The 23,843-nt window shown below is 55.3% G+C and carries 19 protein-coding genes and 4 pseudogenes; 13 read left to right on the plus strand and 10 right to left on the minus strand.

Annotated elements, in window-relative coordinates; genetic code table 11:
* Window positions 1-62: 62 nt before the first annotated feature.
* Window positions 63-722, minus strand: a complete 660-nt coding sequence (locus tag C480_RS22655; protein ID WP_006667417.1) for a helix-turn-helix domain-containing protein — start codon at window positions 720-722, stop codon at window positions 63-65.
* 230 nt (window positions 723-952) lie between these two features.
* Between C480_RS22655 and C480_RS22660 the strand changes: the two genes are divergently transcribed.
* Together C480_RS22660 and C480_RS24845 are read left to right on the plus strand one after the other, a co-directional pair.
* A complete protein-coding gene (locus tag C480_RS22660) occupies window positions 953-1,207 on the plus strand; it encodes an SDR family NAD(P)-dependent oxidoreductase (protein WP_161607036.1) in 255 nt (84 codons plus the stop codon).
* Between the two features lie 169 nt (window positions 1,208-1,376).
* Window positions 1,377-1,844: pseudogene (locus C480_RS24845) on the plus strand (YbaK/EbsC family protein).
* A 542-nt stretch (window positions 1,845-2,386) separates the two neighbouring features.
* On the opposite strand, the gene C480_RS23575 reads toward C480_RS24845, so the two are convergent.
* The gene (locus C480_RS23575; protein ID WP_161607037.1) at window positions 2,387-2,557 is read right to left on the minus strand and encodes a hypothetical protein; all 171 of its coding nucleotides are present in this window, start codon (window positions 2,555-2,557) and stop codon (window positions 2,387-2,389) included.
* 1,232 nt (window positions 2,558-3,789) lie between these two features.
* Between C480_RS23575 and C480_RS19755 the strand changes: the two are divergent.
* A pseudogene (locus C480_RS19755) lies at window positions 3,790-4,080 on the plus strand (IS5/IS1182 family transposase); the annotation flags it as partial.
* A 961-nt stretch (window positions 4,081-5,041) separates the two neighbouring features.
* Here C480_RS19755 and C480_RS19760 read toward each other — a convergent pair.
* Window positions 5,042-6,103 (minus strand): halocin-H4, encoded by a 1,062-nt coding sequence (locus C480_RS19760; protein WP_241433888.1) that lies wholly within the window; start codon window positions 6,101-6,103, stop codon window positions 5,042-5,044.
* 182 nt (window positions 6,104-6,285) lie between these two features.
* Entirely contained in the window at window positions 6,286-7,077 is a 792-nt protein-coding gene (locus tag C480_RS23310; protein ID WP_152424117.1) for a helix-turn-helix transcriptional regulator, read from the minus strand.
* A 278-nt stretch (window positions 7,078-7,355) separates the two neighbouring features.
* On the opposite strand from C480_RS23310, the pseudogene C480_RS22670 reads away from it, so the two are divergent.
* Together C480_RS22670 and C480_RS19770 are read left to right on the plus strand one after the other, a co-directional pair.
* Window positions 7,356-7,739: pseudogene (locus C480_RS22670) on the plus strand (geranylgeranylglyceryl/heptaprenylglyceryl phosphate synthase); the annotation flags it as partial.
* A 413-nt stretch (window positions 7,740-8,152) separates the two neighbouring features.
* Window positions 8,153-8,407 (plus strand): DUF7692 domain-containing protein, encoded by a 255-nt coding sequence (locus C480_RS19770; protein WP_006667425.1) that lies wholly within the window; start codon window positions 8,153-8,155, stop codon window positions 8,405-8,407.
* Window positions 8,408-8,982: 575 nt separating this feature from the next.
* Here the strand turns inward: C480_RS19770 and C480_RS23315 are convergent.
* From C480_RS23315 to C480_RS19785, 4 genes are all read right to left on the minus strand, one after another.
* Window positions 8,983-9,330 (minus strand): hypothetical protein, encoded by a 348-nt coding sequence (locus tag C480_RS23315; protein ID WP_152424118.1) that lies wholly within the window; start codon window positions 9,328-9,330, stop codon window positions 8,983-8,985.
* 452 nt (window positions 9,331-9,782) lie between these two features.
* The gene (locus C480_RS23320; RefSeq protein ID WP_152424119.1) at window positions 9,783-10,448 is read right to left on the minus strand and encodes a hypothetical protein; all 666 of its coding nucleotides are present in this window, start codon (window positions 10,446-10,448) and stop codon (window positions 9,783-9,785) included.
* 194 nt (window positions 10,449-10,642) lie between these two features.
* The gene (locus C480_RS22680) at window positions 10,643-11,389 is read right to left on the minus strand and encodes a quinone oxidoreductase family protein (RefSeq protein ID WP_083873440.1); all 747 of its coding nucleotides are present in this window, start codon (window positions 11,387-11,389) and stop codon (window positions 10,643-10,645) included.
* A 273-nt stretch (window positions 11,390-11,662) separates the two neighbouring features.
* The gene (locus C480_RS19785; protein ID WP_049904087.1) at window positions 11,663-12,325 is read right to left on the minus strand and encodes a helix-turn-helix domain-containing protein; all 663 of its coding nucleotides are present in this window, start codon (window positions 12,323-12,325) and stop codon (window positions 11,663-11,665) included.
* Between the two features lie 96 nt (window positions 12,326-12,421).
* On the opposite strand from C480_RS19785, the gene C480_RS19790 reads away from it, so the two are divergent.
* From C480_RS19790 to C480_RS19800, 3 genes are all read left to right on the plus strand, one after another.
* Window positions 12,422-13,630 carry a CaiB/BaiF CoA transferase family protein gene (locus tag C480_RS19790; protein WP_006667429.1) on the plus strand — a complete coding sequence of 403 codons (1,209 nt, stop codon included), beginning with the start codon at window positions 12,422-12,424 and terminating at the stop codon, window positions 13,628-13,630.
* Window positions 13,627-14,715: a LeuA family protein gene (locus C480_RS19795; protein ID WP_241433889.1), complete on the plus strand. Its 1,089-nt coding sequence runs from the start codon at window positions 13,627-13,629 to the stop codon at window positions 14,713-14,715. The genes C480_RS19790 and C480_RS19795 overlap by 4 nt, the downstream gene beginning before the upstream one ends.
* A 470-nt stretch (window positions 14,716-15,185) precedes the next feature.
* Window positions 15,186-17,003 carry a sodium:solute symporter family protein gene (locus C480_RS19800; RefSeq protein ID WP_006667431.1) on the plus strand — a complete coding sequence of 606 codons (1,818 nt, stop codon included), beginning with the start codon at window positions 15,186-15,188 and terminating at the stop codon, window positions 17,001-17,003.
* Between the two features lie 74 nt (window positions 17,004-17,077).
* Here C480_RS19800 and C480_RS24850 read toward each other — a convergent pair whose 3' ends face one another.
* The gene (locus tag C480_RS24850; protein WP_152424127.1) at window positions 17,078-17,224 is read right to left on the minus strand and encodes a transposase; all 147 of its coding nucleotides are present in this window, start codon (window positions 17,222-17,224) and stop codon (window positions 17,078-17,080) included.
* Between the two features lie 654 nt (window positions 17,225-17,878).
* Here C480_RS24850 and C480_RS19810 point away from each other — a divergent pair.
* Together C480_RS19810 and C480_RS19815 are read left to right on the plus strand one after the other, a co-directional pair.
* Window positions 17,879-18,682 carry an N-acyl homoserine lactonase family protein gene (locus tag C480_RS19810; RefSeq protein WP_049904077.1) on the plus strand — a complete coding sequence of 268 codons (804 nt, stop codon included), beginning with the start codon at window positions 17,879-17,881 and terminating at the stop codon, window positions 18,680-18,682.
* Window positions 18,683-19,999, plus strand: coding sequence for a hydroxyacid-oxoacid transhydrogenase (locus C480_RS19815; protein WP_006667434.1), 1,317 nt, complete (start codon window positions 18,683-18,685; stop codon window positions 19,997-19,999).
* Between the two features lie 57 nt (window positions 20,000-20,056).
* On the opposite strand, the gene C480_RS19820 is transcribed toward C480_RS19815, so the two are convergent.
* Window positions 20,057-20,389: a DUF7344 domain-containing protein gene (locus C480_RS19820; protein WP_006667435.1), complete on the minus strand. Its 333-nt coding sequence runs from the start codon at window positions 20,387-20,389 to the stop codon at window positions 20,057-20,059.
* Between the two features lie 161 nt (window positions 20,390-20,550).
* Here C480_RS19820 and C480_RS24735 point away from each other — a divergent pair.
* From C480_RS24735 to C480_RS19830, 3 genes and pseudogenes are all read left to right on the plus strand, one after another.
* Window positions 20,551-20,673, plus strand: a pseudogene (locus tag C480_RS24735) (ABC transporter ATP-binding protein); the annotation flags it as partial.
* 147 nt (window positions 20,674-20,820) lie between these two features.
* Window positions 20,821-22,479 carry an ABC transporter substrate-binding protein gene (locus tag C480_RS19825; protein WP_006667436.1) on the plus strand — a complete coding sequence of 553 codons (1,659 nt, stop codon included), beginning with the start codon at window positions 20,821-20,823 and terminating at the stop codon, window positions 22,477-22,479.
* Window positions 22,476-23,813: an APC family permease gene (locus tag C480_RS19830; RefSeq protein ID WP_006667437.1), complete on the plus strand. Its 1,338-nt coding sequence runs from the start codon at window positions 22,476-22,478 to the stop codon at window positions 23,811-23,813. Before C480_RS19825 ends, C480_RS19830 begins: the two co-directional genes overlap by 4 nt.
* The last annotated feature ends 30 nt before the right edge of the window (window positions 23,814-23,843 follow it).

The following is a 23,843-nucleotide window of genomic DNA, read 5'->3' on the forward strand; positions in this document are numbered from 1 at the left end:
TAGAGCGTCCCGGATAGTAGCATCTGATTAGAGACCCAGTGAGTGACTCAAGTATGGAACGTCTACTGTGGCTGTGTCCCAATGGTCGACGTGATCAACTGGCGTTCCCCTCGGCGAAGAAGATTCGACATCGAGGGTTGAGAAATACCCATCTCCTCAGCCAAGTCGCCTGCCGTGACCTGTCGGGGATTATCGTAGTAGCCGCGAGAGATAGCGAGCGCCAGTGCCTCGTATTGCCGGGCAGTTAGCCCGTATGGTGAGTGTTCATCTGGGGACGGAGAATCCTGCGTGATCGAGAGAAGATCGACCCGAATGCCATGCTCATCGCAATGATTCCGCATAGTATTGAACGACTCATAATCTCGAAAAATCTTCTTTTCGTACCATCCCTCCGGAATGATGGTCGTCGGTTCTGTTTGAGCCTTGGCGAACCGTCCGGGAACGAACGCTTCCGAAACAGTATCCTCCAGTTTGACGTCGAGCTGATAGACATCCCTGCCGCTCTCGCGTCCAAGGGGGGTTGTCCCTACTACTTCATCGAGAGCTATGAGATCATCTTCAGTAACACCATCTGCTGGGTCGAGATGGACGACGAACACCTGAGAGTCCTCTCCGAGGCACAGGCCGTGTTCACACTCGAGTCGATTGGACGGTAACGATTCTGCGAAACGAACGAACGGAAGCGAGGGTGAACTGACGAGGAGTTCCGCAGACACTGTCATAGGATGGAGGAGACGCTACTCAGACTTAATCCTCTAGATCGGTACAGCCGGTGCCGACTCATATTCAATCATATCCTTTTGTTCCCCACGAGAGTGTATTTAAATGCACTTCTATAGTAGCACAGTACTCAGGACCGTAGACTCACTTTAATCAGAGGATGGAAACGTCGACACAATCGGATGACTGGACTGCAAAGGATATACCCGACCAATCTGGCCGCACAGCCATCGTGACTGGCGCGAACAGTGGGCTAGGATTTAAAGCGACCAAGGCATTCACGCAGAAGGGGGCGCACGTCGTCGTGGCATGCCGGAGTCTTGAGCGGGCAAACCGTGCACGACGAGAAATCGAATCGATGGTCACCGGTGCATCACTGACGGTGCTGGAACTCGACCTTGGAAGCCAAGCATCGATTCGACAGTTCGCTACTGATTTCGATTCCGAGTTCATCGACTCGATGTACTTCTCAACAACGCTGGTGTAATGATGACGCCGTACTCGACGACAGAAGACGGATTCGAACTCCAATTTGGGTTAACCATCTCGGACACTTCGTACTCACTGGACTCCTCATAGATCACCTCATAGAGACGGAAGGTAAGACGCGTATCGTCATGCAGAGTAGTGTGGCCCACAAGAGTGGAACTGGCGGAATCGATTTCGGCAATCTCAACAGAAGACAGTCATACGGGCGATTCGAGGAGTTCTCGGAGGGGACGAAGACGGCAGCCGCGGCCGCCGACGCCGTCGGCTGTGACGTCGCCCAGATCGCGAGCAGTCTCGTCTTCGAGGCCGATGGCGAGCCCGTCGTGGTCGTTACCAGCGGTGCGAACCGCGTCGACGAGGACCGGGTCGCCGAGGCGATGGGTGCTGACTCGGTCGGAATGGCCGACGCTGACCGGATCAGAGAGCTGCTCGGCTGGTCGATCGGCGGCGTCCCGCCGATCTGCCACGATTCCGATGTACCCGTGCTGTTCGACCCCACTCTAGGGTAGTTCGACACGCTCTGGGCGGCCGCGGGAACGTCGGAGGCGTGCCTCGCGGACGCCGAGGAGCACCTGGTCGCCACCGCCCCCTCGAAGATTATTAACACTGACGGATACGATACGACATTTTATTAATTATTGTGGTGTAGATGATAACACTTTTGTCCCCGTTCTCGTTTGTGGGAGGTATGGCACGTACACGCCGAGAACTGTTGAAGCTGAGTGGGGGAGTGATGGTCGCCGCGGCGCTCGCCGGCTGTACCGACGGCGGCGAGGAGGGGGAGGACGACGAGGGCGAACCCGAGGACGAGGGTGAGGACGACATTGACCCTTCTGAGCGGGAGCAGAACGAAGTCGGAGGAGCCGAGCCGCGCGTAGCCGTCACCTATGACGGCGGNGAGGACGACATTGACCCTTCTGAGCGGGAGCAGAACGAAGTCGGAGGAGCCGAGCCGCGCGTAGCCGTCACCTATGACGGCGGTGTCGCCGTGCTTGACGGCGACAGCCTGGAGGTGCTCGATGAGTTCGACGCCGAAGGGTTCGTCCGTATCAATGAGGCCGGGGATGGCCGGCACGCCTTCCTCACGGAGGGCAACAGCTTCCGCCTCCTGGACGCCGGCACGTGGGGAGAGCCCCACGGTGACCACAACCACTACTACACCACCGACCCATACCTCTCAAATGTGACGGTTGATGGGGACACTCCGGGTCACGTGGTCTCTCATGACGGCATCGGAACCCTGTTCTTCGACGGTACGGGTGAGTACCACTCCCTGGATCTTGCCGACCTCGACGTCGAGGCTGACAGCATCGAGACCGAACGTTTCGAAACTGAGGGTCCCCACCATGGCGTCGCTGTGGTGCTCGAGGACGGTTCGCGATTGGAAACGCTCGAGGACCGTTCCGGCGCTCGCTTCCTGGACGCTGACGGCGAGGAAGNGTCGCTGTGGTGCTCGAGGACGGTTCGCGATTGGAAACGCTCGAGGACCGTTCCGGCGCTCGCTTCCTGGACGCTGACGGCGAGGAAGTGGACCGCAACGAGGACTGCCCTGGCGTCCACGGCGAAGCTGCAGGGCCGGACGGCATCATTGCAGTCGGCTGTGAGGACGGGGTCCTGGTTTGGGACGGCGACAGCTTCGAGAAGCACGATACCGGTGAGGAGTTCTCCCGCATCGGCAACCTCTTCTCCTCCGAGGGCTCTCCCATCCTCCTGGGCGACTACCGCACGGACGAGGAGGGCGAGGAGCCGATGACCGAGGTGGCCCTGGTCAACGCTAAGACCGGCGAGATCACCACAACCGACGTGGGCTCTCCCTACAACTTCCGCAACCTCCAGCGCGGACCTGACGGGGAGGCCCTCGTGCNACCACGATCACGACCATGATCACGAGGAAGACGACGACCACGGACACGACGACGACTGATCGATCCGCCGACCCGTCGGATCACGGGCTTCATTCCCGATGAATTTATTAAGAAATTAGTTTGGGATGGTAATCCTATTCTAACTCAGTCCTTGCAAGAGAGAGTCGACCCGCGAGTGTGATCGAAACGTGCTTGGTTCGGTCCTTCATCTGTGATGTTAGTCATCCGTCGGCCTCTAATGTGTTTACGTGCCGTGTGACCGAACTCTTCGCTGTCTCTCGCTGATTTGTAAGTGTGGGGACTGAAACATCTGGTCCAGTAGTGTCGACTACGGCAAGCGTCTCACGCTCTCCATCTGATGGCGTAGCAGTAATATTTAGCAGCATCCACTCACGNATCTGGTCCAGTAGTGTCGACTACGGCAAGCGTCTCACGCTCTCCATCTGATGGCGTAGCAGTAATATTTAGCAGCATCCACTCACGAACCTGTCCATCAATATCATTATAACCAAGCGTCGACTTGACCGCTTGCTCGTGAGCCATTGTCGCCACTGTTAACGGAAGACGGATATCCCAAGCTCCCCCACTCAGGCTCACTACAACGGATCCTGTAGCAGTTCGAATGCCTTGTTTTGCCGCCGAGTAACGACAGTTTCAGACGGTCTCACTGTAATATTCCGTCAGATTAACCGGGAAATAGACGCCGTCTGCCGATATGGCATCGCTCAGACGGCTAGCGTGGATGTGTCGAAATATTGCCAAACAGCACGTTGATGATCCGGACGTACCCACCGCGCCGGACGGCGCGGACGGGTACGCCGAGTGGATACAGATCGCGTTGATTCTGTTCCGCGTCGAACTGGAGAAAAGTCTCCGCGAAACCGAGGACTACCTCAACGAGATGCCCGGTGTTCTTGCCGAGTTCGATCTCGACGACCCACCGCACTACAGCTCACTCTGCCGGTGGGAACAGGAGTACCGGATGCATGAACTCCGCCGCCTGCTCCCTCTTCTCTGGACGTATCCGGGAACGGCATCGCCGTCGTCACTGGAGCAATGGTGCAAGATGCCATAATTCTGACTCTCCGACAAACACCGCAAGCGACAGCTACTGCATCTCCTGACTCCAAGAACCGGTCTCTAACGTCGTCAAACCGTGAATGATTGACACCACCCCGACGCCATCTTGCGTTCAACAAGGCAACGCCATATCAACGCTGATGAACTCGTTCAGATACGGTCGACAAAGCAAGAGCGCAACAAGGATGATCACATAGAGTCCAAACTGGACGATTACACCGGAAAGGAAGAAGTTCCCCGTCGTGTTTTCGCTGACTCGCTTTCAAATCGCCATGGGAAACTCGAGCTTTCCGGCCATGGCGACCCACGCCAGTATTGAGGGTACTAGCAGATTGGATCTCAAAAATATAGTTGTGATTAACCGAATTAAATATATGCAACTATACGTAAGTTAGAGACGAGTAGATCGAGCCATAAATCCACTGAAAGACAAATATGAACTCAAGGACAACACGACGTTTCTTCCTTGCTGGAAGTACTAGCTGTATCGCTAGCTTAGCAGGCTGTTCAGCTTTCAATCAAGGCGAGAGTAGTCAGGCTTCGATCGATGAGGCAGAAGCATACCAAGTAGCGCCTGATCGATTGGTCGCTCGAGTAGTACTTTCCAGACCAGATGACTCTGAGGTACAGGTGAGATTACGTTGGGAACTACATACTGAGGAGTATAACCAACACATCGAAACAGTAGTCGTTCTTAAAGGAGACTACAATCCCAGACCGGTTAGCGTACTACTGGAATCAGCGACTGAAATTGAGTTAGAGGAGGTAACCAGATCCGCAATCAAAATCGTCCGTCACGGCCCACCTGATTCCGATTTTGTCTCTGCACCCTTCAACGAATGAAGCAGCACAACCAAAAGAGAAGTTGGAAGTTCTAATTTCGTTAGTTACTCGAGCTCAAGTCCCTCCCGCTTTTCGTCCATCTCCTTGTAGACCTCGTCAGCAATCCCAGGATCAGTGACAGGTGACACTTCGATGTTCTTCTTCGGGTCTGCGATAAAGACCTCTTCAGAAGCTGCGTCTTTGTTAGCCGGGGCTATTGCGGCTTCGCTTGTATCGACCTTCTTAATGCCGTATTCTTCTCGCTCTTGTGCGGTGAGCGTATCCGGATGCGGGGGAGCCGTGAAAGAGACATCAAACTCTGTGACCACCGGATATTCTGGGAATGCGATTCCCGTGTTTTTAACAGTGAACGACTCTGAGGCTTCGAGATTGAGCTCATCGCGAACGAGCAAGAAGGTCGAAGAGTCTGCCCATGCCGGTCCGTTCAGAGGAGTATAATCCCATTTACGATAGACGGACCCACTACTATCCGATTGACTGGAAACCCAGTGAACCATATCAGATAGGAAGTATGTTGAACCAAGTGCCAGTCCGCCCATTGCAGGATTCAATGCAGTAAGAGCGAGAGTGATTCCATCTCGAGACAGCGCATAAGCCGAGTAGTCGAAGTTACCCGACTGATCAGTCGGAGAAGAGCCGATCCAATCTGCATCATCTCGACTATAGATGTCTGACGCACCACTCACCTTGATATCTTGCCACCACATGGCCTCGTTTTTATTGTCCTTGATCGGATCTCCACTGCTATCGACAAAGCGGCAGGCGGTAGTACCTTCGATTGTAAAGTCGTATGACCACTGATTAGACCCCTTGCTGTGGGACGGTGCATAGGCAGTAATGTCAGTGCCTAACCCGATTTGGAAGTCACCGTCTCCGTACATGTCCGGTCCTGTATAGGTGTCCTGATCCTGGGCACTTACAGGATCACCATCCGGTTCTGGTGGGGTCAGATCGTTTGCAGCCACAGTACCAGTACCAACAATACCACCAACTCCGAGTAGGCTAAGTTGTTTTAGTGCAGTTCGACGGGTCTGCTGTCCTTTTTCCTTCATTGTTTCCCAAGCGATCGTTAAGGCGATCGCATCATGAGTTACAACCGAGAACATGATTATGTTAATTGTTGAGTTTTAACTCAGTATAAGAAAGAAAGTTCACTGCTGGGCATTTACGCTATTGGTGAGAAGAATCACAGATATTGCAAGATAGTCATCAGTGAGATGGATGACTGCTACATTCCCATCGCATGGAGAGGAAGTGAGACGACAAGTCCGACAACTAGACAGCGCGGCTAATAAGATTGGTAAGATTCTCTCTCCTCGATTATTGAAGAACGTTCCATATATTCATTGATCACAGACTTTGCCCATTTAATACCATCGTCATTTTCATTTATGAGTGTGGCTTCTATACCACCAACACCGTTTACAGCTAATACAGCGTAATCCTCTCTATCTGTTTCCATTATCCAAATTGGGAAAGGCAAGGATTCATCTATTGAAAAAACATGGATATTCTCATGGGTTGTGAACTTGAGCATTTCCTCTTCAATAGCCTCAAAAAGTTCCTGTAAAATACAACTCTGAGATATAATAACAGCGTTTAAACCGTTCTCAGAAGCAGCTTCCATGACCATCTGACGGTAAGTCGGTAAATGAATGGGAGCTAGTCCATAAATCTTAGAGGTTGATTCAAGAATTTCTCTAACCCTTTTTAGTGATGATTCAGGTACTTGAGATTTTGATTCATATATGATAGAATGTCGTATGAATTCTCGATTAACCATAGCAGGATTTGATATTTCATTAATAACATCTCCCATATTAGTTATTTTATTGATTAATTCGATATACTCTGTATGAGATTTATACGCCATCTGCCCTTTGACTGTTAGTTGATATGTTCCACCCGTCTGTTCAGTACAATCCAATTCTTGCAGTTTATCAATAGCTCTATCAACTGTTGATCGGGATACTTCAACGTTTTCCGTTATTTCTGGTTTCGTCCTTGCACCCTCACTGATAGATTTCATTATATTATATCTCTTATTCAAAGTCGTTCGAAGTTCAGATCCACACTCCATAGTATATTGTTATACTTTCTAATATTTGTGCCTTAGGAATGAAGCATCTAGAGTAAGCGCTTTTGTGTACTACTTTGTGGATTCCACAGCGCGATTCTGATCACTCCTTTGAGAACGGTTGAATTTGAGTATCCTCCGAAACTGCGCCCATCCACAACCTCGGAGGATGGTATTGATGTGTGGTTTATTTCCAAGGTATTTGGGAGTGTATTAGCTAATCAAGAGGTGATCTTGGCCTATCGTAGGAATCATAGTGGATTGGACTGATGCTCACTAGAATGCCTATCAATTGGAACGGAATCACTCATATCACGAAGGTTGATCCAGCGGAGAATTTACCCGAGAATTTGCACATCCTCGCACATACGGATTTAGTTATCGTTGGTGGATCCGATGGTGTAACACAAAAGAATTCTCTTGATGTTATCACACAAATCCGAATTCAATTTCCAGACTTACCTCTGTTTCAAGAGCCATATAGCTCAAGTCATGTCTCTACTGAGATGATAGATACTGTAGACGTACTTTCCGCACCAGCAGTCTACAACGGAGACTGCGACAACTTCGTTGTAAAACACGTGGATTTCTTTACAGAGGTCGGGAGTAGGCCCGAAGAAGTATTCGGTGCTGGGCTTCCACTTGTAGGCGACCTGATTGCGTCTATAGTAAGAGTTAGAAATAGTTGCTTACTTTGGTAGCCGGCCGATCACTCGCATCAGCCGGCTCTGCTGAATTTGTGCGCTCTATTCAGCACGACTCAACGAACATCATCTATATCTGATTGTAACTCCAGCGGGCTATTCGCATCTGTAGTTATCAGGACGTTCGACCAATCACACCATGAATAGAAGATGTTGAAGTGCTATTCTGATTCAACTGCCATGGGTTGCACGTCGGCAAAATCAGTTTCCCGAATATGCACACGAGTTCAAGCAGGCCGTGTGCAGATCTCGTGTTGATCGACTTCGCGAGACCGGATTCATCTCTGTAGGCCAACAGGTTCGGTTGATTTTGGACCGATATGGGCCGTTCCGTGAGTCGAAAAACTAGGATTTCGGGGGTCGTGTGTACGAGTATGCGTATTAGAGCCGATGGTGACTATGCATATCGACGAGACGCTATCGAACACCCAGCCGACTTCGACGACTGTAACAAGACGAAAGCGGTTGTGAATGCCTGCGATGATGTGCTGCATTTTGTCCAGGCAGCTTGCCAAGTGCTTGCCCGTGATGATCTGACGCTCGAGCAGCGGCAGGAGATCGCCGAGACACTATCAACGAGAGTGGTAGACTTTGAGGTTGAGACGGAGATCATCGTCACTACTGATTAACAGCATTCCAGGATGTCATAGAACAGTTCTCATATCCGCTCTCTCTTTCTCTCTCTGTGACTACCCGACAAACGGTAAGTACAGAGGAAGAACATGTTATCACACCAGAAAGACAAGGTGCGTACCAACAGATATATTATATTTTCTAATAGTTGGTTGTTATAATGGAGATCAAGCCTATGGAGATATTTTCTGAGCCAAGCGGGTGGGAACTGGCTCGAATACAGCTGGTTACCTCACTCGCTTTCTTCAGTATATACGCATATTTTGAACTCCTTCATTCTAGTGGGTTAGCCGCTACGCTTGTCATAGGAATCGCTTCGGGCATATCTGGGGTCGCTGAAATGCTCCCAAAGGACCGACGATACTTAGCGACCGTATTGAGAATCGTTGCGATAGGAATACTCGTAGCTCTGGTAGTACTATCACTCCACAGACTGATCTCGTAATAGCAGAAAATGGGTGTCGTCAATAAGTAGGGGTACTTGAGGGTGTCATAGAACGAGTCGCATGGCCTTTCTTTCACCCATCCTGTATGGAATGGATTGTTCCCTACACCTACGAACCGAACAGACCTACCAGTTGGTATCTTCTGGTTTCCACGGATGGGCCTGCCAGTATTGTCTTGCCCGTATACCTGCCGCAATTCCAACTACAAGATATGCGACAGTCCATACTGACGCTCCATTAACGACGAGTGTGTAGATACCCACAAGCAAACCGCACAGTGCCAGTACTCCAAACATCATCGCAAGATTAGTCGCGGTATACCCACGAACGAGGGTAGATACTGCTCCAAGAATAGCGGCGATTCCGATTACAAGAAATGGGAACCTCTCAAAGTAACCGTACCACACGCTTATGAGACCGAGAACGACCAATCCATACGGGATATATCGGAGGCGTGCTTTGCGGGAGACCATACCAAAATTGAAATGCCATTGAACAAGAGTCTTTTTCTCTCTTAGCGTGTCTCATACCGTTTTTTTACATCCTCTGTACTTACCATTTGTCTGGAAGTCGTAGGATGAGTATGCGAACCTTCTATGACACCCTCGTACTTTGCAAATCCCACTCTTTGTTTCCCCTGATTCCTAACTGGACACGGCGGTCAGTAGAGGTGAGTCATCTAGCGTTTTGTCCGTGCTCTGTATGAGATGGTTCCAAGAATTCCTGAAAGGAGAAGCAAGCATCCGGCAAAAAACATGCCATTCAGTCCCACCTAATCCAGACAGTAACGTATTCTGGATGAAGCTAGCGAATACGACTGTGATAAAACCGCTTCGACGCGAGACTAATTCTTCTCCTGCCCGCGCTCAGGTTTCCTGTGGACCGTAAGGGCGACTCAATCACGGAATATGTCATTTTGACGTGCTCACAACCCGAATAATCGGAACGGTCGCAGTATCCGCTCAGGAAGGGTACTTACCCGGTTGGTAGCCCGTGAAGGGGCTTTTTTGAGTGCGTCACCGATTGATCGGTCTTCGAATTGTGCATAATACTGATCATTCCTCTTACTGACCGCATCTGTCTTTACAAGTATCTCAAGTGCTCCCTCAATCCGATGACGAGACAGATCAACAGTAGATATGAGTTCATCCGCAGACTGTGGTTCTCTTTCGATGGCGCGCCCGACGATCTGTGCATCTCCGAATCGTTCCATCGGGTTAGGTGAACCAGACACCGTTGCTCCGGCACCCGATTTCAGGTCGTAGAGACCATCGAGCACGAGCCATCCACCAACGAGTAGAAATCCGATTTTGATTACCACCATCCCTTCTGAGTAGGTGAGACTATATATTCCCAATCCGAACAGAGCGAGTCCAATAGGGATTTTCCCCCAACCGTTGTTGATACCGAATCGTCGTTTCACTGGCTGCCAGAGGCGTGCTCCAACGATCCCAATCGTTGCTCCGCCGATAGCACTTGTTGAAATGTCGGTGAAGTGCCAAACCATGGCTAGACCGACAACTGTCGCCCCAATCTCTATTGGGAATGAAAGTCGGTCGAACCAGCGGATGGCTTTTGGCCGTGATCCCATACTGGTGATTCTCAGGCAACAACTAAAGGTGTTGGTGGTCACTCGACATGGTTTCGGTGCAACCGCACGGGGTGGCGTCGCGGCGATCACGAAGAAGTACCTGTCAGCAGTCACCACCTCGTTGCAAGATACGCAAGTGGAGTGAACGGATAGTTCGCTCCAGATTGGGTGAAAAGAACGCCATGCGGATCGTTCTATGACACCCTCTCACCGCTAGCTACGCCATAGGCAACCAGCCGTCCGAACGAGGCAAGTGCTTTCAGACTGTTGTGATGAACTGATCCCCCGACACCATCAAGGATGAGGTCAACTCCATCGCCATCGGTTAGGTGGTTGATTGCATCGACAAATGAAGTCTTCTCGTAGTTGATGCAATGGTCGCACCCAAGGGCACGAACTCTGTCAAGTTTTGCGTCAGTACTTGCTGTTCCGAACACCACCGCACCAGCCTCCCGAGCGAGTTGTATGGCTGCAGTACCGACGCCACCTGCTGCTGCGTGGATAAGAACTCGATCGTTAGTGCTGAGGTTTCCCCACTCAAACAGACAATTGTGTGCGGTTAGGAACTGGATTGGAACTGCCACTGCCTCACAGAGGGGGAGGGAATCTGGAACACGAAATGTATGACTCGGTTTCACAAGTGCATACTCGGCATAGCCGTCTGTCCCCCCGACTACGTAACTGACAACTCTATCACCGACCTCGAATTGCTCAACAGTATTCCCCACGGAATCAATGACTCCAGCAACCTCGAAGCCGGGAACATATGGAGGGGCTGGTCCATCGGGATACGTGCCCCGACGGTGCATCACGTCAGCGAAGTTGACTCCTGAGGCTCTGACACTGATGCGGAGTTCATCGTGAGATGGAGTTGGCTGCTCGCGAGTTCTTACTTGGAGAACAGAGGGTGACCCATGCTTGCTGACTTCGATAACTTTCATACTTTGTCAAATGAACAGTGGTTGATTGGTGTTTCGACCCCTCCACGCAAAAGACAAAATTAACTGAGTATTCAATAAGGACACTGTAGTGAGCAATTGAGAGTTCGGATTTGGTAGCTTTTAAGGATTTCAATAGTACCAGTGACGCGGATTTCTGGACCGGAATGGGTGGTCCATCTTCGTTTACCAGAGCCTCGGAAATGATTGTCCCGTTCCTATTTCGATCCTGCCGGATGTCCTGATTATGGCTCAGACTGCACGTCGAGGTGCCGCCTACCGGTCGGGTTGAGCGTTCACTATATCCTCCGGTATAGTCGGTGCCGTGGCCCCACTGTTGAGCGTTTCCCCGATGACTTTCTTTTCGGCCTTCCTGAGGTGTTCGAGGAACGTGGTGTGGCTGATGTCGAGCCGATCGGCGAGGGTCTTTACGTCCGTCTCCCGCGGCCAGTCGAAGTAGCCGTGTTCGTAGGCGAGTTCGAGCACTTCGCCCTGACGCGTTGAGAACGCGGACGAATAGCCTGCGAATGGTTTGAGCCGCTCCAGCCGAACAGAGCCCAGCTCTCGTAGTCCGTCGATGATGTTCTTCAGATCTTCGCGATTGAAGACGACGATCTCGAACATTCGGCCAGTGCCGTTGAACTCGTTCATCCGCTGGAACATCCCATGGTTTTCACGGATGATCGGGATTACGCCCGATGACCGCTTCGTGATGAGCAGTTGGGACTCTGCAATCGGCTCGACAGAGTACACCGCGTCGTTCCCGTCGAGCACTGCCGCGATGGTCTCGCGGTGTTCGCCCGCGTCAATGAGGAATTTGATCGTCTCCCCGTCAATGACTTCGAACTTGTACATCACGAAGGTCTCGTCGTGGATCGATTGCAGCTCGCTGAGAGCATAATCATCGTTGAGGTCAATGTAGATTGTTGCAGTGAGCATGTGGAACTCCACTTCATCCCCATGACGTATAAACAGCCCACACTTGTTGGGTTTTTACTCATTCACTATCAATTCATATAGTTAGTATACGCACCGATGACTGATGATACGACACAGGGGCCGCTTGCCGGTCTCGACGTGATTGACTGCACCGGAATGATCAGTGGTGGCTTTGCAACCGCACAGCTGGCTGACTTCGGTGCGAACGTGATCAAGGTCGAGCACCCGAAGCACGGTGATCCAATCCGAGAATGGCCGCCGTTCGACGGTAAGACCTCCCTGTGGTGGAAGTCGGCCGGGCGGAACAAGCGGTGTATCACGCTTGATCTAAGCACCGAGCAGGGCCGCGAGCTGCTATTCGAACTGATCGACGACGCGGACCTACTCTTCGAGAACTTCCGGCCGGGCACGCTCGAACGCTGGGATCTGGGTCCCGAAACGCTCCGCGATCGAAACGGAGAACTGATCGTTGTTCGTCTATCGGGCTACGGGCAGACGGGTCCTCGATCGGCGAAGCCCGGGTTCGGAACGGTCGCCGAGGGTATCGCCGGGTGGGCCGATGTCAACGGATTTCCCGATCGCGAGCCGCTGTTGCCACCGATCAGTCTCGCCGACCTAACCGCAGCGCAGTTCGCGGTGCAGGCGTCGATGTTCGCGATCTTCGAGCGCGACATCGGCGCAAGCGGAACCGGGCAGGTGATTGACGTGAGTCTCTACGAACCGCTGTTCCGGCTGTTTCTCGGCGACGTCGAGGCGTATGACCGGCTCGGCAAGGAGTGTGAGCGGACCGGCAACCGCCATTCGAGCGCCGCCCCACGCAACGTCTACGCGACATCCGACGGCCACATTACGCTGTCTGCGTCCTCACAGCGTATCTTCGAGAACGTCATGGACGCCATTGGCCGCCCCGAGCTCGTTGACGACCCGCGGTTCGAGACGAACAACGACCGTGTCGAGAACGCCGACGAACTCGACGCGGTCATCGAGGAGTGGACCAGCGAACGCACGACTGACCGGGCGATCGCCGAGATGGAGGCCGCAGACGCCATTGTCGGCCCGGTCTATAGTATGGGCGATATCTTCGAGGATGAGCAGTACGCGGCCCGAAACAACATCGTCGAGATCGAGGACGACGATCTGGGCACGCTTCGGACCGCGAACACAGTTCCGAAGTTCTCACGCACCCCAGGGAGAGTTGTCCACGCCGGCCCACGTCATGGCCAGCACAACGAGGAGGTCTACCTCGAGGAACTCGGCGTTCGGCGCGAGCGCTACGAGGAGCTTCGTGGGATGGAGGTCGTATGATGCTGCTCAGCGATGTAACGCTGCGCGAGGGCGACCAGATGTCCGATCGCGACTATTCCGTCAAGCAGAAAGTTGATGCCGGATGCGCGCTCGACGATCTCGGGCTTCCGTACATACAGACGGGCTTTCCGATCACCGGCGAGAAGGATTACGAAGCGACACGCCGTCTCTCAGGGGCGGTTTCGGCCGAGACTATCGGCCTCGCGCGCGCTCTGACTGGTGATGTCGATGCCGCAATCGAGGCCGAAGCAGACATTGTCGAGGTGATCCTGCCGCTTTCGGATCGACACCTCGAACACACACTCAGCGCAACCCGCGAGGAGGCGTTCGGAATGGCCAACGAGGCGATCTCCCATGCAATCGACCGGGGGGCGACAGTCCACGTCACGCTCATCGACGCCTTCCGGACCAACCCCGCCGGCATCGTCGATTTTTTCGAGCGGTTCCCCGAACCAAAGTTCATCAACCTGGCTGACACCGTGGGTGCGCGGGTTCCGAAGTCCGTCCAGGAACTGCTCGCGTCGCTCGACGGCTCGGTCGATTTCGACCGCGTCGGTGTCCACTTCCACGATGATCTAGGACTTGGGACAGCGAACACGCTCATAGCCTATGAGGCCGGCGTCGCAAAGGCCGACGTAAGCGTCGCCTCGATTGGCGAGCGCGCGGGTAACACCGCGCTTGAGGAGCTCGTGGTCTCCGGGACAATCGAGCATGACGAAAAGTTTGGAATTGAGGTCGATCGGCTCGTCCCTGTCTGCCGGCGCGTCCTTGATGACCTCAAGGAGTCGGTCGATCCCCGGAAGTCCGTCCTGGGCGAGGCCGTCGTCACCCACGAGTCGGGGCTTCACACGGCCGCCATGCTCAACGATCCGAGCGTCTTCGAGCCCTATGACCCAGCACGCTTCGGCGGCGAGCGCCACTTAGTGTTCGGCCAGGGAACTGGACAGGCGAGCGCGCGTATCCTCCTCCGGCGCGCCGGTGTCGAGCCTACGGATGAACATATCGAAGAGTTGCTTTCGCTCCTCGACCGCGAGGGTCCCGTTGAACTCGGCGGAGCGGTCGCGCTCGCTGGCGACCTCCAGTAGCGCCGACGAGTTTCCGCAGACAACGTCGATCGTTCGTTCTTGTCTTGTTGAACGCCAGACGGAGAAAGTATTTCCTTACGATGATCAATTCTTCATCGATAAAGTGGCTAACTCTTTTGAATCCTACACACGGGTGGTTTAGAGACAGATTTCATTCTGAAAAGCGATACAAATAATGGGCGTGCATGTACTCGGAGTGCACAAATACAATATTTTTAATATTTGCCTATGGATACAATACATTCACAGGGGGTAGTAATCGAAAGACGGCATCTAATCCCTATATATCCGGATTTAGCCTCGATACGGTCTGAAAATTTAACAGAGTATTCATTTTTGTGTGGGGGAACATATAAAAAGCCAACAAGTGTCGGTGCAATCATCTTATACCTTCATAATCAAACCAAATCTATGTTGAACAATGGAATTGAATTGGATAGGAAACCACGTCAGGCGACTGGGAGGGACTAATGAGCGCCGGATCGTTCGTCCTCCAAGCGAGTCTCGAACCGGAAACAGCCTCGCTGGGATGGGTGATCGTTGTTTTAACCGCCGTTTCGCTCACGGCGTTGATCGCCATCGGATGGTACTCTGCGAAGAAGAACATCGGAAACGACACGGCTGATTTCTTTTCCGCGAGCAAGTCGCTGGGATTCGTCGTGATCGCCCTTTCAGTGTTCGCGAGCGTCTTCAGCGGAAGCTCGTTCATCGGCCACCCCGCGGAGACCTACCGGTCCGGAGCGGCGTTTCTGGTCTTCCCGCAGTTTATGATCGCTGGGCTGATCGGTGCACTAATCATCGCACCGCCGCTGATAAACCTTGGACGCAAATGGGACTACACGTCGCCGATCGACTACATCGAACACCGGTTCGACCCGAGAGTCGCCTTCCTTGTATTGCTGCTGATGATCTGGGGAACGTTTATCCAGTTTATCGAACAGTTCATCGCGATGGGGTATCTCGGCCAGGTCGCCTCTGGTGGGATCCTCTCGTATCAGGCCGTTACTGTCGTCTTTGCGGCCGTGATCTTCGTCTACGTCGCCTTGGGTGGATTCAGGGGGACTGCGATCGTCGCGGGGGTACAGGGACTGTTGATGCTCCTGTCGGTGTGTCTCTTACTCGGCATCATCGGACAGCTTAGTAACGGTGGGTTCACGACCCAGGTCCAGTCGGTCTGGCAGACTGCGCCCGAGAAACTGACGCTCCCCAACGCATCGACGATGCGGGGCTGGTACGGCCTCGTGATCCTCATCCTCTTTGGCGTTCCGACGTACATCCACATCCAGCAGTTCTACCTCAGTGTGAAGGACACGGGCGATCTACAGCGAACCTTCCGGATCCAGGCGCCGATCTTCCTGTTCGTGGCGCTCGTCCTGTGGGTGGTCGGTCTCGTCGGGGCCGGGGTGTTCCCGGGGCTTGTGGAGTCACAATCCGAGCGCGTCGTCCCGTACCTGATGGGGACGTACGCTAGCACCGGCGGGGGAACGCTGTTTCCGTCGCTCATCTCGCTCGGCATCATCATGTCGACGCTCTCGACGGCCGGAGCCACGGTAATGGTTCTTTCAATGGCTATCGCGAAGGATATGTATGAACGCTTTCTCAACCCCGCAGCGTCCGACGGGCGGGTAATCAACGCGAGCCGGCTATCAATCGCCGTGTTCACGGCCTTTGCTGTCGTCGTCGCGTTCACTCCCGGCCTCACGATCTGGGGTTGGGTGCAACTGAAGTTCGAGTTCCTGCTCCAAGCCACCCCAGCGTTCCTTTTCGGACTGTATCTCCACCGAATAAAAAGCAACTTCGTAATCGCGGGGATCGTCGTCGGCTGCCTCACCGCACTGGGGATCTACTTTGTCGGCAACGGAGAGGTCTACGGTATCAACCCCGGAATCATCGGGTTCGCAGTGAACTCGGCCGTGGTTGTTGGCGGAAGCTACCTGACCGGCGAAACCGATGAAACGAGACAGACGCGAGAGATCTTGCGGTACAACGCGGTCGAGTACCAGGACGGAAGTGACGAAAGCGAGGTCAGGTACGTCCTTCCCGGCCAGAAAAAGTCCTTCTGGGCTGGACTCGGAATCGTGCTCACGCTAATCGTTCCATGGTACGCCCCGTCGAGCTGGAACGCACAGGCGCTGTTCGGCCTGCCGATCTGGACGTGGGTGATCTTCGGGGCGCTGATCCTTGAGGCCCTGCTCGTCGTCTACGGAACGATCGTCTGGCGTAAGCGACCGATCGAACAGACGAGCGCTCCGGTCGGAGTAGTTCGTGACAGCGAGGCTGACGACTGAGAGTGATCAGCGCAACTTCTGAACATCTGGGAGGAATGTCTCGATTCAGTCACTAACGAAGCTCAACAGGTGATTCAACCGGAGAAATGCTTGGTGAGGAGCGCTTTGAAGTGGTCTCGGTCTGCGAAGATCTCTGGCAAGATCTCGCGCTTCAGTCCTTGCCACAGCGGTTCAATAGCGTTCAGCGTCGGTGAGTATGTCGGGATGAAAACAAAATCGATGCCGAGTTCGTCGGCTCGCTATTGTGTGAGATAGGCATGATGAAAACCGTAGTTATCAGCCACGAGCAGAATCCGGTTGGGCGGATTTTGCTCGCGGATCTCTTTAAGTGCCTCGACGATTGTCTCTTTCACTAGCTTCTCTTTGAACGTGATCCCGCTGTTCCCAGTCAGTGCGTAGAAGCTGATTGACTGCCACGGAACCGTCACTAACGGCTTTGGGATTTCGAGCCTCCGGTACGACCATATCCGTAGGGAGTTCTCGAACGGCTGTGGCCATGCTTCATCGAAAGAATCCCAGGACGACTAGACCATCCTCCTGGCATGTGTGATTATCTTCGCCGAGCGCCTGAGCGTACCAGTATTCGTCAATGCGGCGTTGTGTGTGATCGTACTCTGACGCCGCGGTTGGAATACATTCCCCACCGAGTTCAGCCGGTTCGTTGAGAATCTCCCACCGCTACTAGACCAGCTACTCCCGATGTCGACGTCCATCTCGTCGCAACGACGGAGATACGATCAACAGCGACACTCCGTTGTCGATGAACTGCGATAACGACGATATGCAACGCTACTGCATCGGCCAAGACCAGTCCCCCCATTCGATCTGGAGCAGTCTCCCAAACCCATTTATTATTGAACATTGATTAAGGATATATGGTAGATGCTAGCATTGATGTGATCCATCGCGGTGGGTTGAAGTGTGATCTCAACTATCTGATCCAGGGCAACACACTTGGGAAGTACGACGAACCCAACCCCGACACCGACTACGAGGAGATTCCGGTGTGGAACCTCGTCATCGACCATCCGGAGGCAACGATCCTCTGGGACACAGGCAACCACGAGGACGCCCTCGACAGCCACTGGCCAGAAGGTCTCAAGCAAGCGTTCTACCCTCACGACGTGCAAGAACACACGCTGGAGGGCGACCTTGCGGACGCGGGCTACAGCCTCGATGACATCGACGCTGTGTTTCAGACCCACCTGCATCTGGACCACGCCGGCGGACTCCACCACTTCGACGGGACGGACGTTCCGGTGTATGTTCACGAGAAGGAACTCAAGTTCGCGTACTACTCCGAGAAGACCGACAAGGGAAGCGCCGCGTACATCCTAGAAGACTTCGACCACGACCTTAACTGGGAGATCGTCCACCAAAACCGCGAGAGCCACTTCGAGGACGTGGAGTTCATTCGACTTCCGGGACACACGCCCGGACTCATGGGGACGAAAATCCATCTGGACAACCATGGAACGCTTGTGTTCGCGGGCGATGAGATCTACCAGTCGGTCAACTACGAGGACGAAGTGCCGCTGGGTGCCGGTCTACTCTGGAGCAACCAGGAGTGGTTCGATAGTCTCCAAACGCTGAAAGACCTCGAACGCTCCCACGATGCCGAGGTGGTGTACGGTCACGATCCCGACCAGTTCGAAGAGATCCGATCGGGGTGGTCCTGAATGAGCTACGACCGCTCCGTCTCGGCCGACAGCCACAAACTCTCTCCCGAGAGCGTCTGGCATCTGTCTCTTATACACATCTCTGATGGCGCGNGGGACGCCACCGATGAACTCGCCTATCAACTGCGCGATCTCGGCGTCGAGGGGACAGCCACCGGGCTAGTGATCACCGACGAGGGGGTCGCCGATGCCGGCCACGCGGACCGTGTCGTTGCCCACCTCACGGACGCTGGCCTCAATGCCGACCTGTATGACGAGTCAGAGCGCGAACCCTCGATCAGTGCTATCGAGGACTGCCTCTCGTTTGTCCGGGAGCAGACCGATAACGGATATGACTTCTACGTCGGCCTCGGCGGCGGGAGCTGTATGGATACCGCGAAAGCTACTCGCGCGATCATCGCCAATGGCGGCAGCCCGCTCGACTACATCTCCGAACCGACCGGCGACGGCCAAAGTCTCACTGAGTCTGGGCCGCCGCTGGTGCTGTTACCGACCACGGCCGGCACCGGCGCCGAAATCTCGCCAGTTGCCATCCTCTCGGTGCCGGAGAAAGAGATCAAGGAGGCCATCTCGAGCAACCACGTCCGGGCCGATGCTGCTGTTCTCGATCCCACGCTGACGACGACGCTCCCGCCGGAACTCACCGCAAGGACGGCGATGGACGCGCTTGGCCATGCGATTGAGGGGTACACCACCCACGAGCATGACTCGTTGCTGCGTGCGAGCGATCCGGCCGAGCGCCCAGTATACGCCGGCCGAACCCAGCTCACCGAGATGTTCTCCGAGAAGGCGATCCGCCTCCTCTCAGGGGGTGCACGCACTGCCGTCCACAATGGTGACGACCTCGACGCCCGAGAGGATATGTTGCTGGGTGCACTGTTCGGCGCCATCTCCGGGCTCACGGCCGGTGCCAGCCTCTGTCACGCGATGGCGTATCCAGTTGGAAACAAGTACCACACATACCACGGTGAGACTATTGCCGTACTCACCCCCGCGAGCACTATCGACTACAACTCCGCGAGTGACCCCAAGCGGTTCGCCAAGGTAGCCGATATCTTCGGCGTCGAAACCGCGGGGATGCCGAACCGCGAGGCCGCCAACGCACTCAAACAGGAGTACATCCAGCTCCAGCAGGACCTAAACGTACTCCCCAGCGGCCTCACCGAACTTGCTGGAATCACGGAGGAGGACATCGACTGGCTGGCCCAGCAGACCGTCAATACGCAGGAGCGCCTGCTACGGTGTAACCCCCGACCGGTGACCAAGGAGGATGTCGCGGACGTGTTCCGCGACACGCTGCACAACTGGGAAGACTAATAGAAGCAACAGCCAGAACAGAAAGGAGAACCAGAAAAATCCCGCTTCAAATCGCAGTCAATCGTCCTCAGGCTGTTCAAGCAATCTGGCGACAGTCACGAACGCATCAAATTTCGGTGGCGCACCCTGTACCTGAACAACCCCCTTATCACGACGATACTGGATGAACTCGACCTCCGCAGTCTTGGGAAGATGAGTATGCTGTAGGTCCACCACTATCTCATCGAACTTCTCCCACGAATCATCTTCCGGTGGATCATCTTCCCAATCAGCGATCGTCTCTACAAGCTCCTCAATCGGCACAGGGCCGTCTCGCTCGTACAGATAGTATAGAGCATATCGCCTGCGTTCGTCGCTGAGCAGGTCGAAGATCGTGTCTAGTGATACCATATGTTGTAAAGAGTCGTACTGCTGATTTAGCCTCATCGCTTATTCCAACCCTTGACCCTTTTTCACCGGTAATTTCACGAATTGTTATCCTTCATGGCGACGCCGACCCCAACCGTGGTGAAGTCATCCTCGAGACAGACGAGTTGGAAAAATACTACGAGCAGCGCCAGCGCGTAGCGGTCGCCAAGGTGCTGGTTCTAGATCCAGACTTCCTGATCTGTGACGAGCCGGCGGCGATGCTTGACATCTCGCTGAAAGTCAACGTGCTGCGTGGGTTAGCTGATGCGGGACGTCACCGTGGTCGGTGGTCGATCACGGACCGGCCGGTCTCTCGACCGGTGGCTTCGCCGTCAATAGCGGTCGGTCGACACCCATCAAGAGCAGGCCCGCTACCCAAAATTCTCCGCCCCGACAGTCACAATTAGTTCCCGATGCGACGACGAAACCTCGGACGCGACGGCATCCTGACCGAAACCGATCCTCGAAGGGGGATGAACGCAGAGAACACGGGGGACGACCGGGGACGGCCGACACGACGCGACCTGCTCGCCGGTATCGGAGGGACGAGCGCAGCCCTGTTGGCCGGCTGTTCGACAACGATAGGGACGGATCCTGCTTCGACACTCCGGATCGGCACTCTCCGACCACCGATCACGCTCGATCCGATTACGGCCGACTCGATCGGCTCGGAACAGGCCATCGAGCGCGTCTTCGAGGGACTCTACGCGTACGGCGAGGGGACCGACATCGTCCCCGCGATCGCCGACGGCGAGCCCACGACCGAAGACGACGGACGCGAAGTCATCGTCGAACTCGACGACAGCGCTCGGTTCCAGAACGGCCGAGGCGTGCGCGCCGAGGACATCGTCTACTCGTTTGAGACGCCGCTCGAGGAGGACGCGCCGACGGCGTGGCGGGTGAGCCCCTTCGAATCGATCGCGGCCGAGGACGAGCGGACCGTCCGATTCACGCTCGAGGAGCTGTATCCGGGACTCGATCACGCGCTGACGCATCCGATCGTGCCCAAGCAGGAACGCGAAGACGACAGGGAGGCGTTCGCCACGGATCCGATCGGCGCCGGCCCGTTCGAGGCCGCGTCGTTCAGCGCGGAGAAGAAGGCCACACTGCACCGCTGGGACGACTACTGGGGCGAGACCGAACCGGAGATCGAGCGCCTCACGCTGGCGTCCGTCGAGTTCCCGATCACCCAGCTGACGAGCCTCCGGACGAACCGCAACGACGTAATCGGGCCGGTCTCGCCGCTAATCGTCGATCACGTCAGCGACGTCGCGAACGCGTCGGTGAAGCGCCGCGAGGGGTACACGTCGTTTTACTACGGGTTCAATCTGAACGAGGGACCCACGACCGACCACCGGGTGCGAAAGGCGATCAGCTACTGCATCGACCTTGAGACGGCGGTCTCCGAGTTCGTCGAGCCCATGGGTCAGCGCCAGTACAGTCCGCTGCCGCCGCAGGTGGCCGACGACTGGGACCTGCCGGTCGACGAGTGGACGGACCTCGCCAACGAGAAGAACGTGGAACGGGCCAAGAACCTCTTTCGCGAGGCCGACGAAGCCAGCGGTCAGCTCCGCATCCTCACGTCGATGGATCCCAAACACAAGGAGTTCGGCGAGGCGCTCGCGGGCGGGCTCCGGGACGCCGACCACGGCGCTCTCGTCATTTCGAAGCCCGAAACGGAGTTCGTCGACCGGTACGTCTCTGGCTCCGAGCGCGACTACGCGGTGTTCGTCGGCGAGATCAGCGGTACGCCCGACCCGGACACACATCTCTACCCGACGTTTCACGAGAACATGACCGGCGTGACCAACGGAACGTTCTACCGCGAGGACGCGGTCATGGACCGGCTCGAGTCGGCTCGACGGACGGACGACCGTGACCAACGCCGTCAGTTGTACGAGGCGGCGATCACGAGGCTGCTCGAAGACCGGGTCTGCCTGCCGATCTGTTCGTTCGAGAATAGCTTCGCCGTGGACGCGGGCGTTCAGAACTTCCGCGTCCATCCGATTGCACGGGTTAATCCGCGGCTCGTCGGAGAGAACCGCGTCGTGACGGTGGGTGATGGATCGTGAGCGACGACAACGGCGGTGACGACCAGGGTAAGTTCGGCGTCGGAACGGCCGTTGCGTTGGGAGTCGGCGGCATCGTTGGCGGCGGGATCTACGCGGCAATCGGGATCGTCGTGGCTGCCGCCGGTATCCTGACCTGGTTTGCCTACAGCCTAGCGACCGTCGTCGTCTGCTGTTGTGCGTACTCGTATATCAAGCTCAACGACGCGACCGATAGCAACGGCGGCTCGGTCACCTACATCGAGGAGTTGTCGGGAAGATCGACGGTGGCCGGCGTCGTCGGCTGGACGCTCGTCGTCGGCTACATCGGGACGATGGCGATGTACGCCTACGCGTTCGGCATGTACGGTCAGATGATGATCGGTGTCGAGTACGTCTTCGGACTCCCGATCCGCCAGTTTCTCTCGATCGGCATCGTCGCCGTCTTCGTCGGCCTGAACCTCCTCGGTGCGGGCTCGTCGGCGTCGGTCGAGCGATTGCTTGTGTTCGTACAGGCGGGTATCATCGCCGTCTTCGGTCTCATCGGGCTCTGGTACGGGGCAGCGAACTTTCAGTTACGACTCGGACTCTCGCAACTCGGGTTCAATCCAATTCTCGCGGCGTCGGTTGGGTTCGTGTCGTTCGAGGGGTGGCAGCTCCTGTTCTACGATCAGGAGCAGTTCGACGATCCCGATGAGACGCTCGCGAAGGGCGTGGCCATCTCGATCCCGATCGCGGCGGTCATCTACATCCTTGTCGGATTCGTTATCACGACGCTGTTACCCGAGGAGGTGATCGCCGCCCAGCCCGAGCCGGCACTGCTCTACGGTGCTCTGCTCATCTCGAAGTGGCTCGCGCTTGCGGTCGGAATCGCCGGACTCGTCTCGACGGCCAGTGCGATCAACTCGACGCTGTTCAGCGAGGCGCTGTTTGCGAAGAACCTCATCAGCGACGACATTCTCCCTCACGAGATGGGCGACCCCGACGCCGACGCCGCACCGAAACGGGCCGTTCTCGTTATCGGCGCCTTGACAGCCGCGTTCACCGCCCTCGGTAGTCTCGAGGCCGTCGTCGAGTTCGCCTCGCTGGCCTTTATCGTCGTCTTTGGTTCGATGTGCGCGCTCGCGCTGACGGTGCGCGATTCCGACGACATCGACCTCAACCCGATCCCACCACTGGTCGGCGCGATCGGTTCAGCGGCGTTTTTCGTCATGCTGACGTGGTATCTCTACTCACAGCTCCCCGCGGTCTTCTGGCTGGTCGTCGTCATCGCCGCGGCGGTCTTCGCGGTTGAGGCGATGTACTTCAAGCGCCAGACGCTCTCGGAAGGCGTTCGAACCGTCGAAAAGCGTATCTGACCGCTCCCGTCTCCGCCGCTTCCCATCGTG

Origin of the sequence: Natrialba aegyptia DSM 13077 (assembly GCF_000337535.1) — an archaeon.
In the GTDB taxonomy this organism is placed as follows: domain Archaea; phylum Halobacteriota; class Halobacteria; order Halobacteriales; family Natrialbaceae; genus Natrialba; species Natrialba aegyptia.

Excerpts from the sequence above, each read along its gene's own strand:
- C480_RS22655 (WP_006667417.1), bottom strand. The coding sequence starts at position 722 with ATGACAGTGTCTGCGGAACTCCTCGTCAGTTCACCCTCGCTTCCGTTC.
- C480_RS23575 (WP_161607037.1), bottom strand. The coding sequence starts at position 2,557 with ATGGTGGGGACCCTCAGTTTCGAAACGTTCGGTCTCGATGCTGTCAGC.
- C480_RS19760 (WP_241433888.1), bottom strand. The coding sequence starts at position 6,103 with ATGTTCTCGGTTGTAACTCATGATGCGATCGCCTTAACGATCGCTTGG.
- C480_RS23310 (WP_152424117.1), bottom strand. The coding sequence starts at position 7,077 with ATGGAGTGTGGATCTGAACTTCGAACGACTTTGAATAAGAGATATAAT.
- C480_RS19770 (WP_006667425.1), top strand. The coding sequence starts at position 8,153 with ATGCGTATTAGAGCCGATGGTGACTATGCATATCGACGAGACGCTATC.
- C480_RS23315 (WP_152424118.1), bottom strand. The coding sequence starts at position 9,330 with ATGGTCTCCCGCAAAGCACGCCTCCGATATATCCCGTATGGATTGGTC.
- C480_RS23320 (WP_152424119.1), bottom strand. The coding sequence starts at position 10,448 with ATGGGATCACGGCCAAAAGCCATCCGCTGGTTCGACCGACTTTCATTC.
- C480_RS22680 (WP_083873440.1), bottom strand. The coding sequence starts at position 11,389 with ATGAAAGTTATCGAAGTCAGCAAGCATGGGTCACCCTCTGTTCTCCAA.
- C480_RS19785 (WP_049904087.1), bottom strand. The coding sequence starts at position 12,325 with ATGCTCACTGCAACAATCTACATTGACCTCAACGATGATTATGCTCTC.
- C480_RS19790 (WP_006667429.1), top strand. The coding sequence starts at position 12,422 with ATGACTGATGATACGACACAGGGGCCGCTTGCCGGTCTCGACGTGATT.
- C480_RS19795 (WP_241433889.1), top strand. The coding sequence starts at position 13,627 with ATGATGCTGCTCAGCGATGTAACGCTGCGCGAGGGCGACCAGATGTCC.
- C480_RS19800 (WP_006667431.1), top strand. The coding sequence starts at position 15,186 with ATGAGCGCCGGATCGTTCGTCCTCCAAGCGAGTCTCGAACCGGAAACA.
- C480_RS19810 (WP_049904077.1), top strand. The coding sequence starts at position 17,879 with ATGGTAGATGCTAGCATTGATGTGATCCATCGCGGTGGGTTGAAGTGT.
- C480_RS19820 (WP_006667435.1), bottom strand. The coding sequence starts at position 20,389 with ATGGTATCACTAGACACGATCTTCGACCTGCTCAGCGACGAACGCAGG.
- C480_RS19825 (WP_006667436.1), top strand. The coding sequence starts at position 20,821 with ATGCGACGACGAAACCTCGGACGCGACGGCATCCTGACCGAAACCGAT.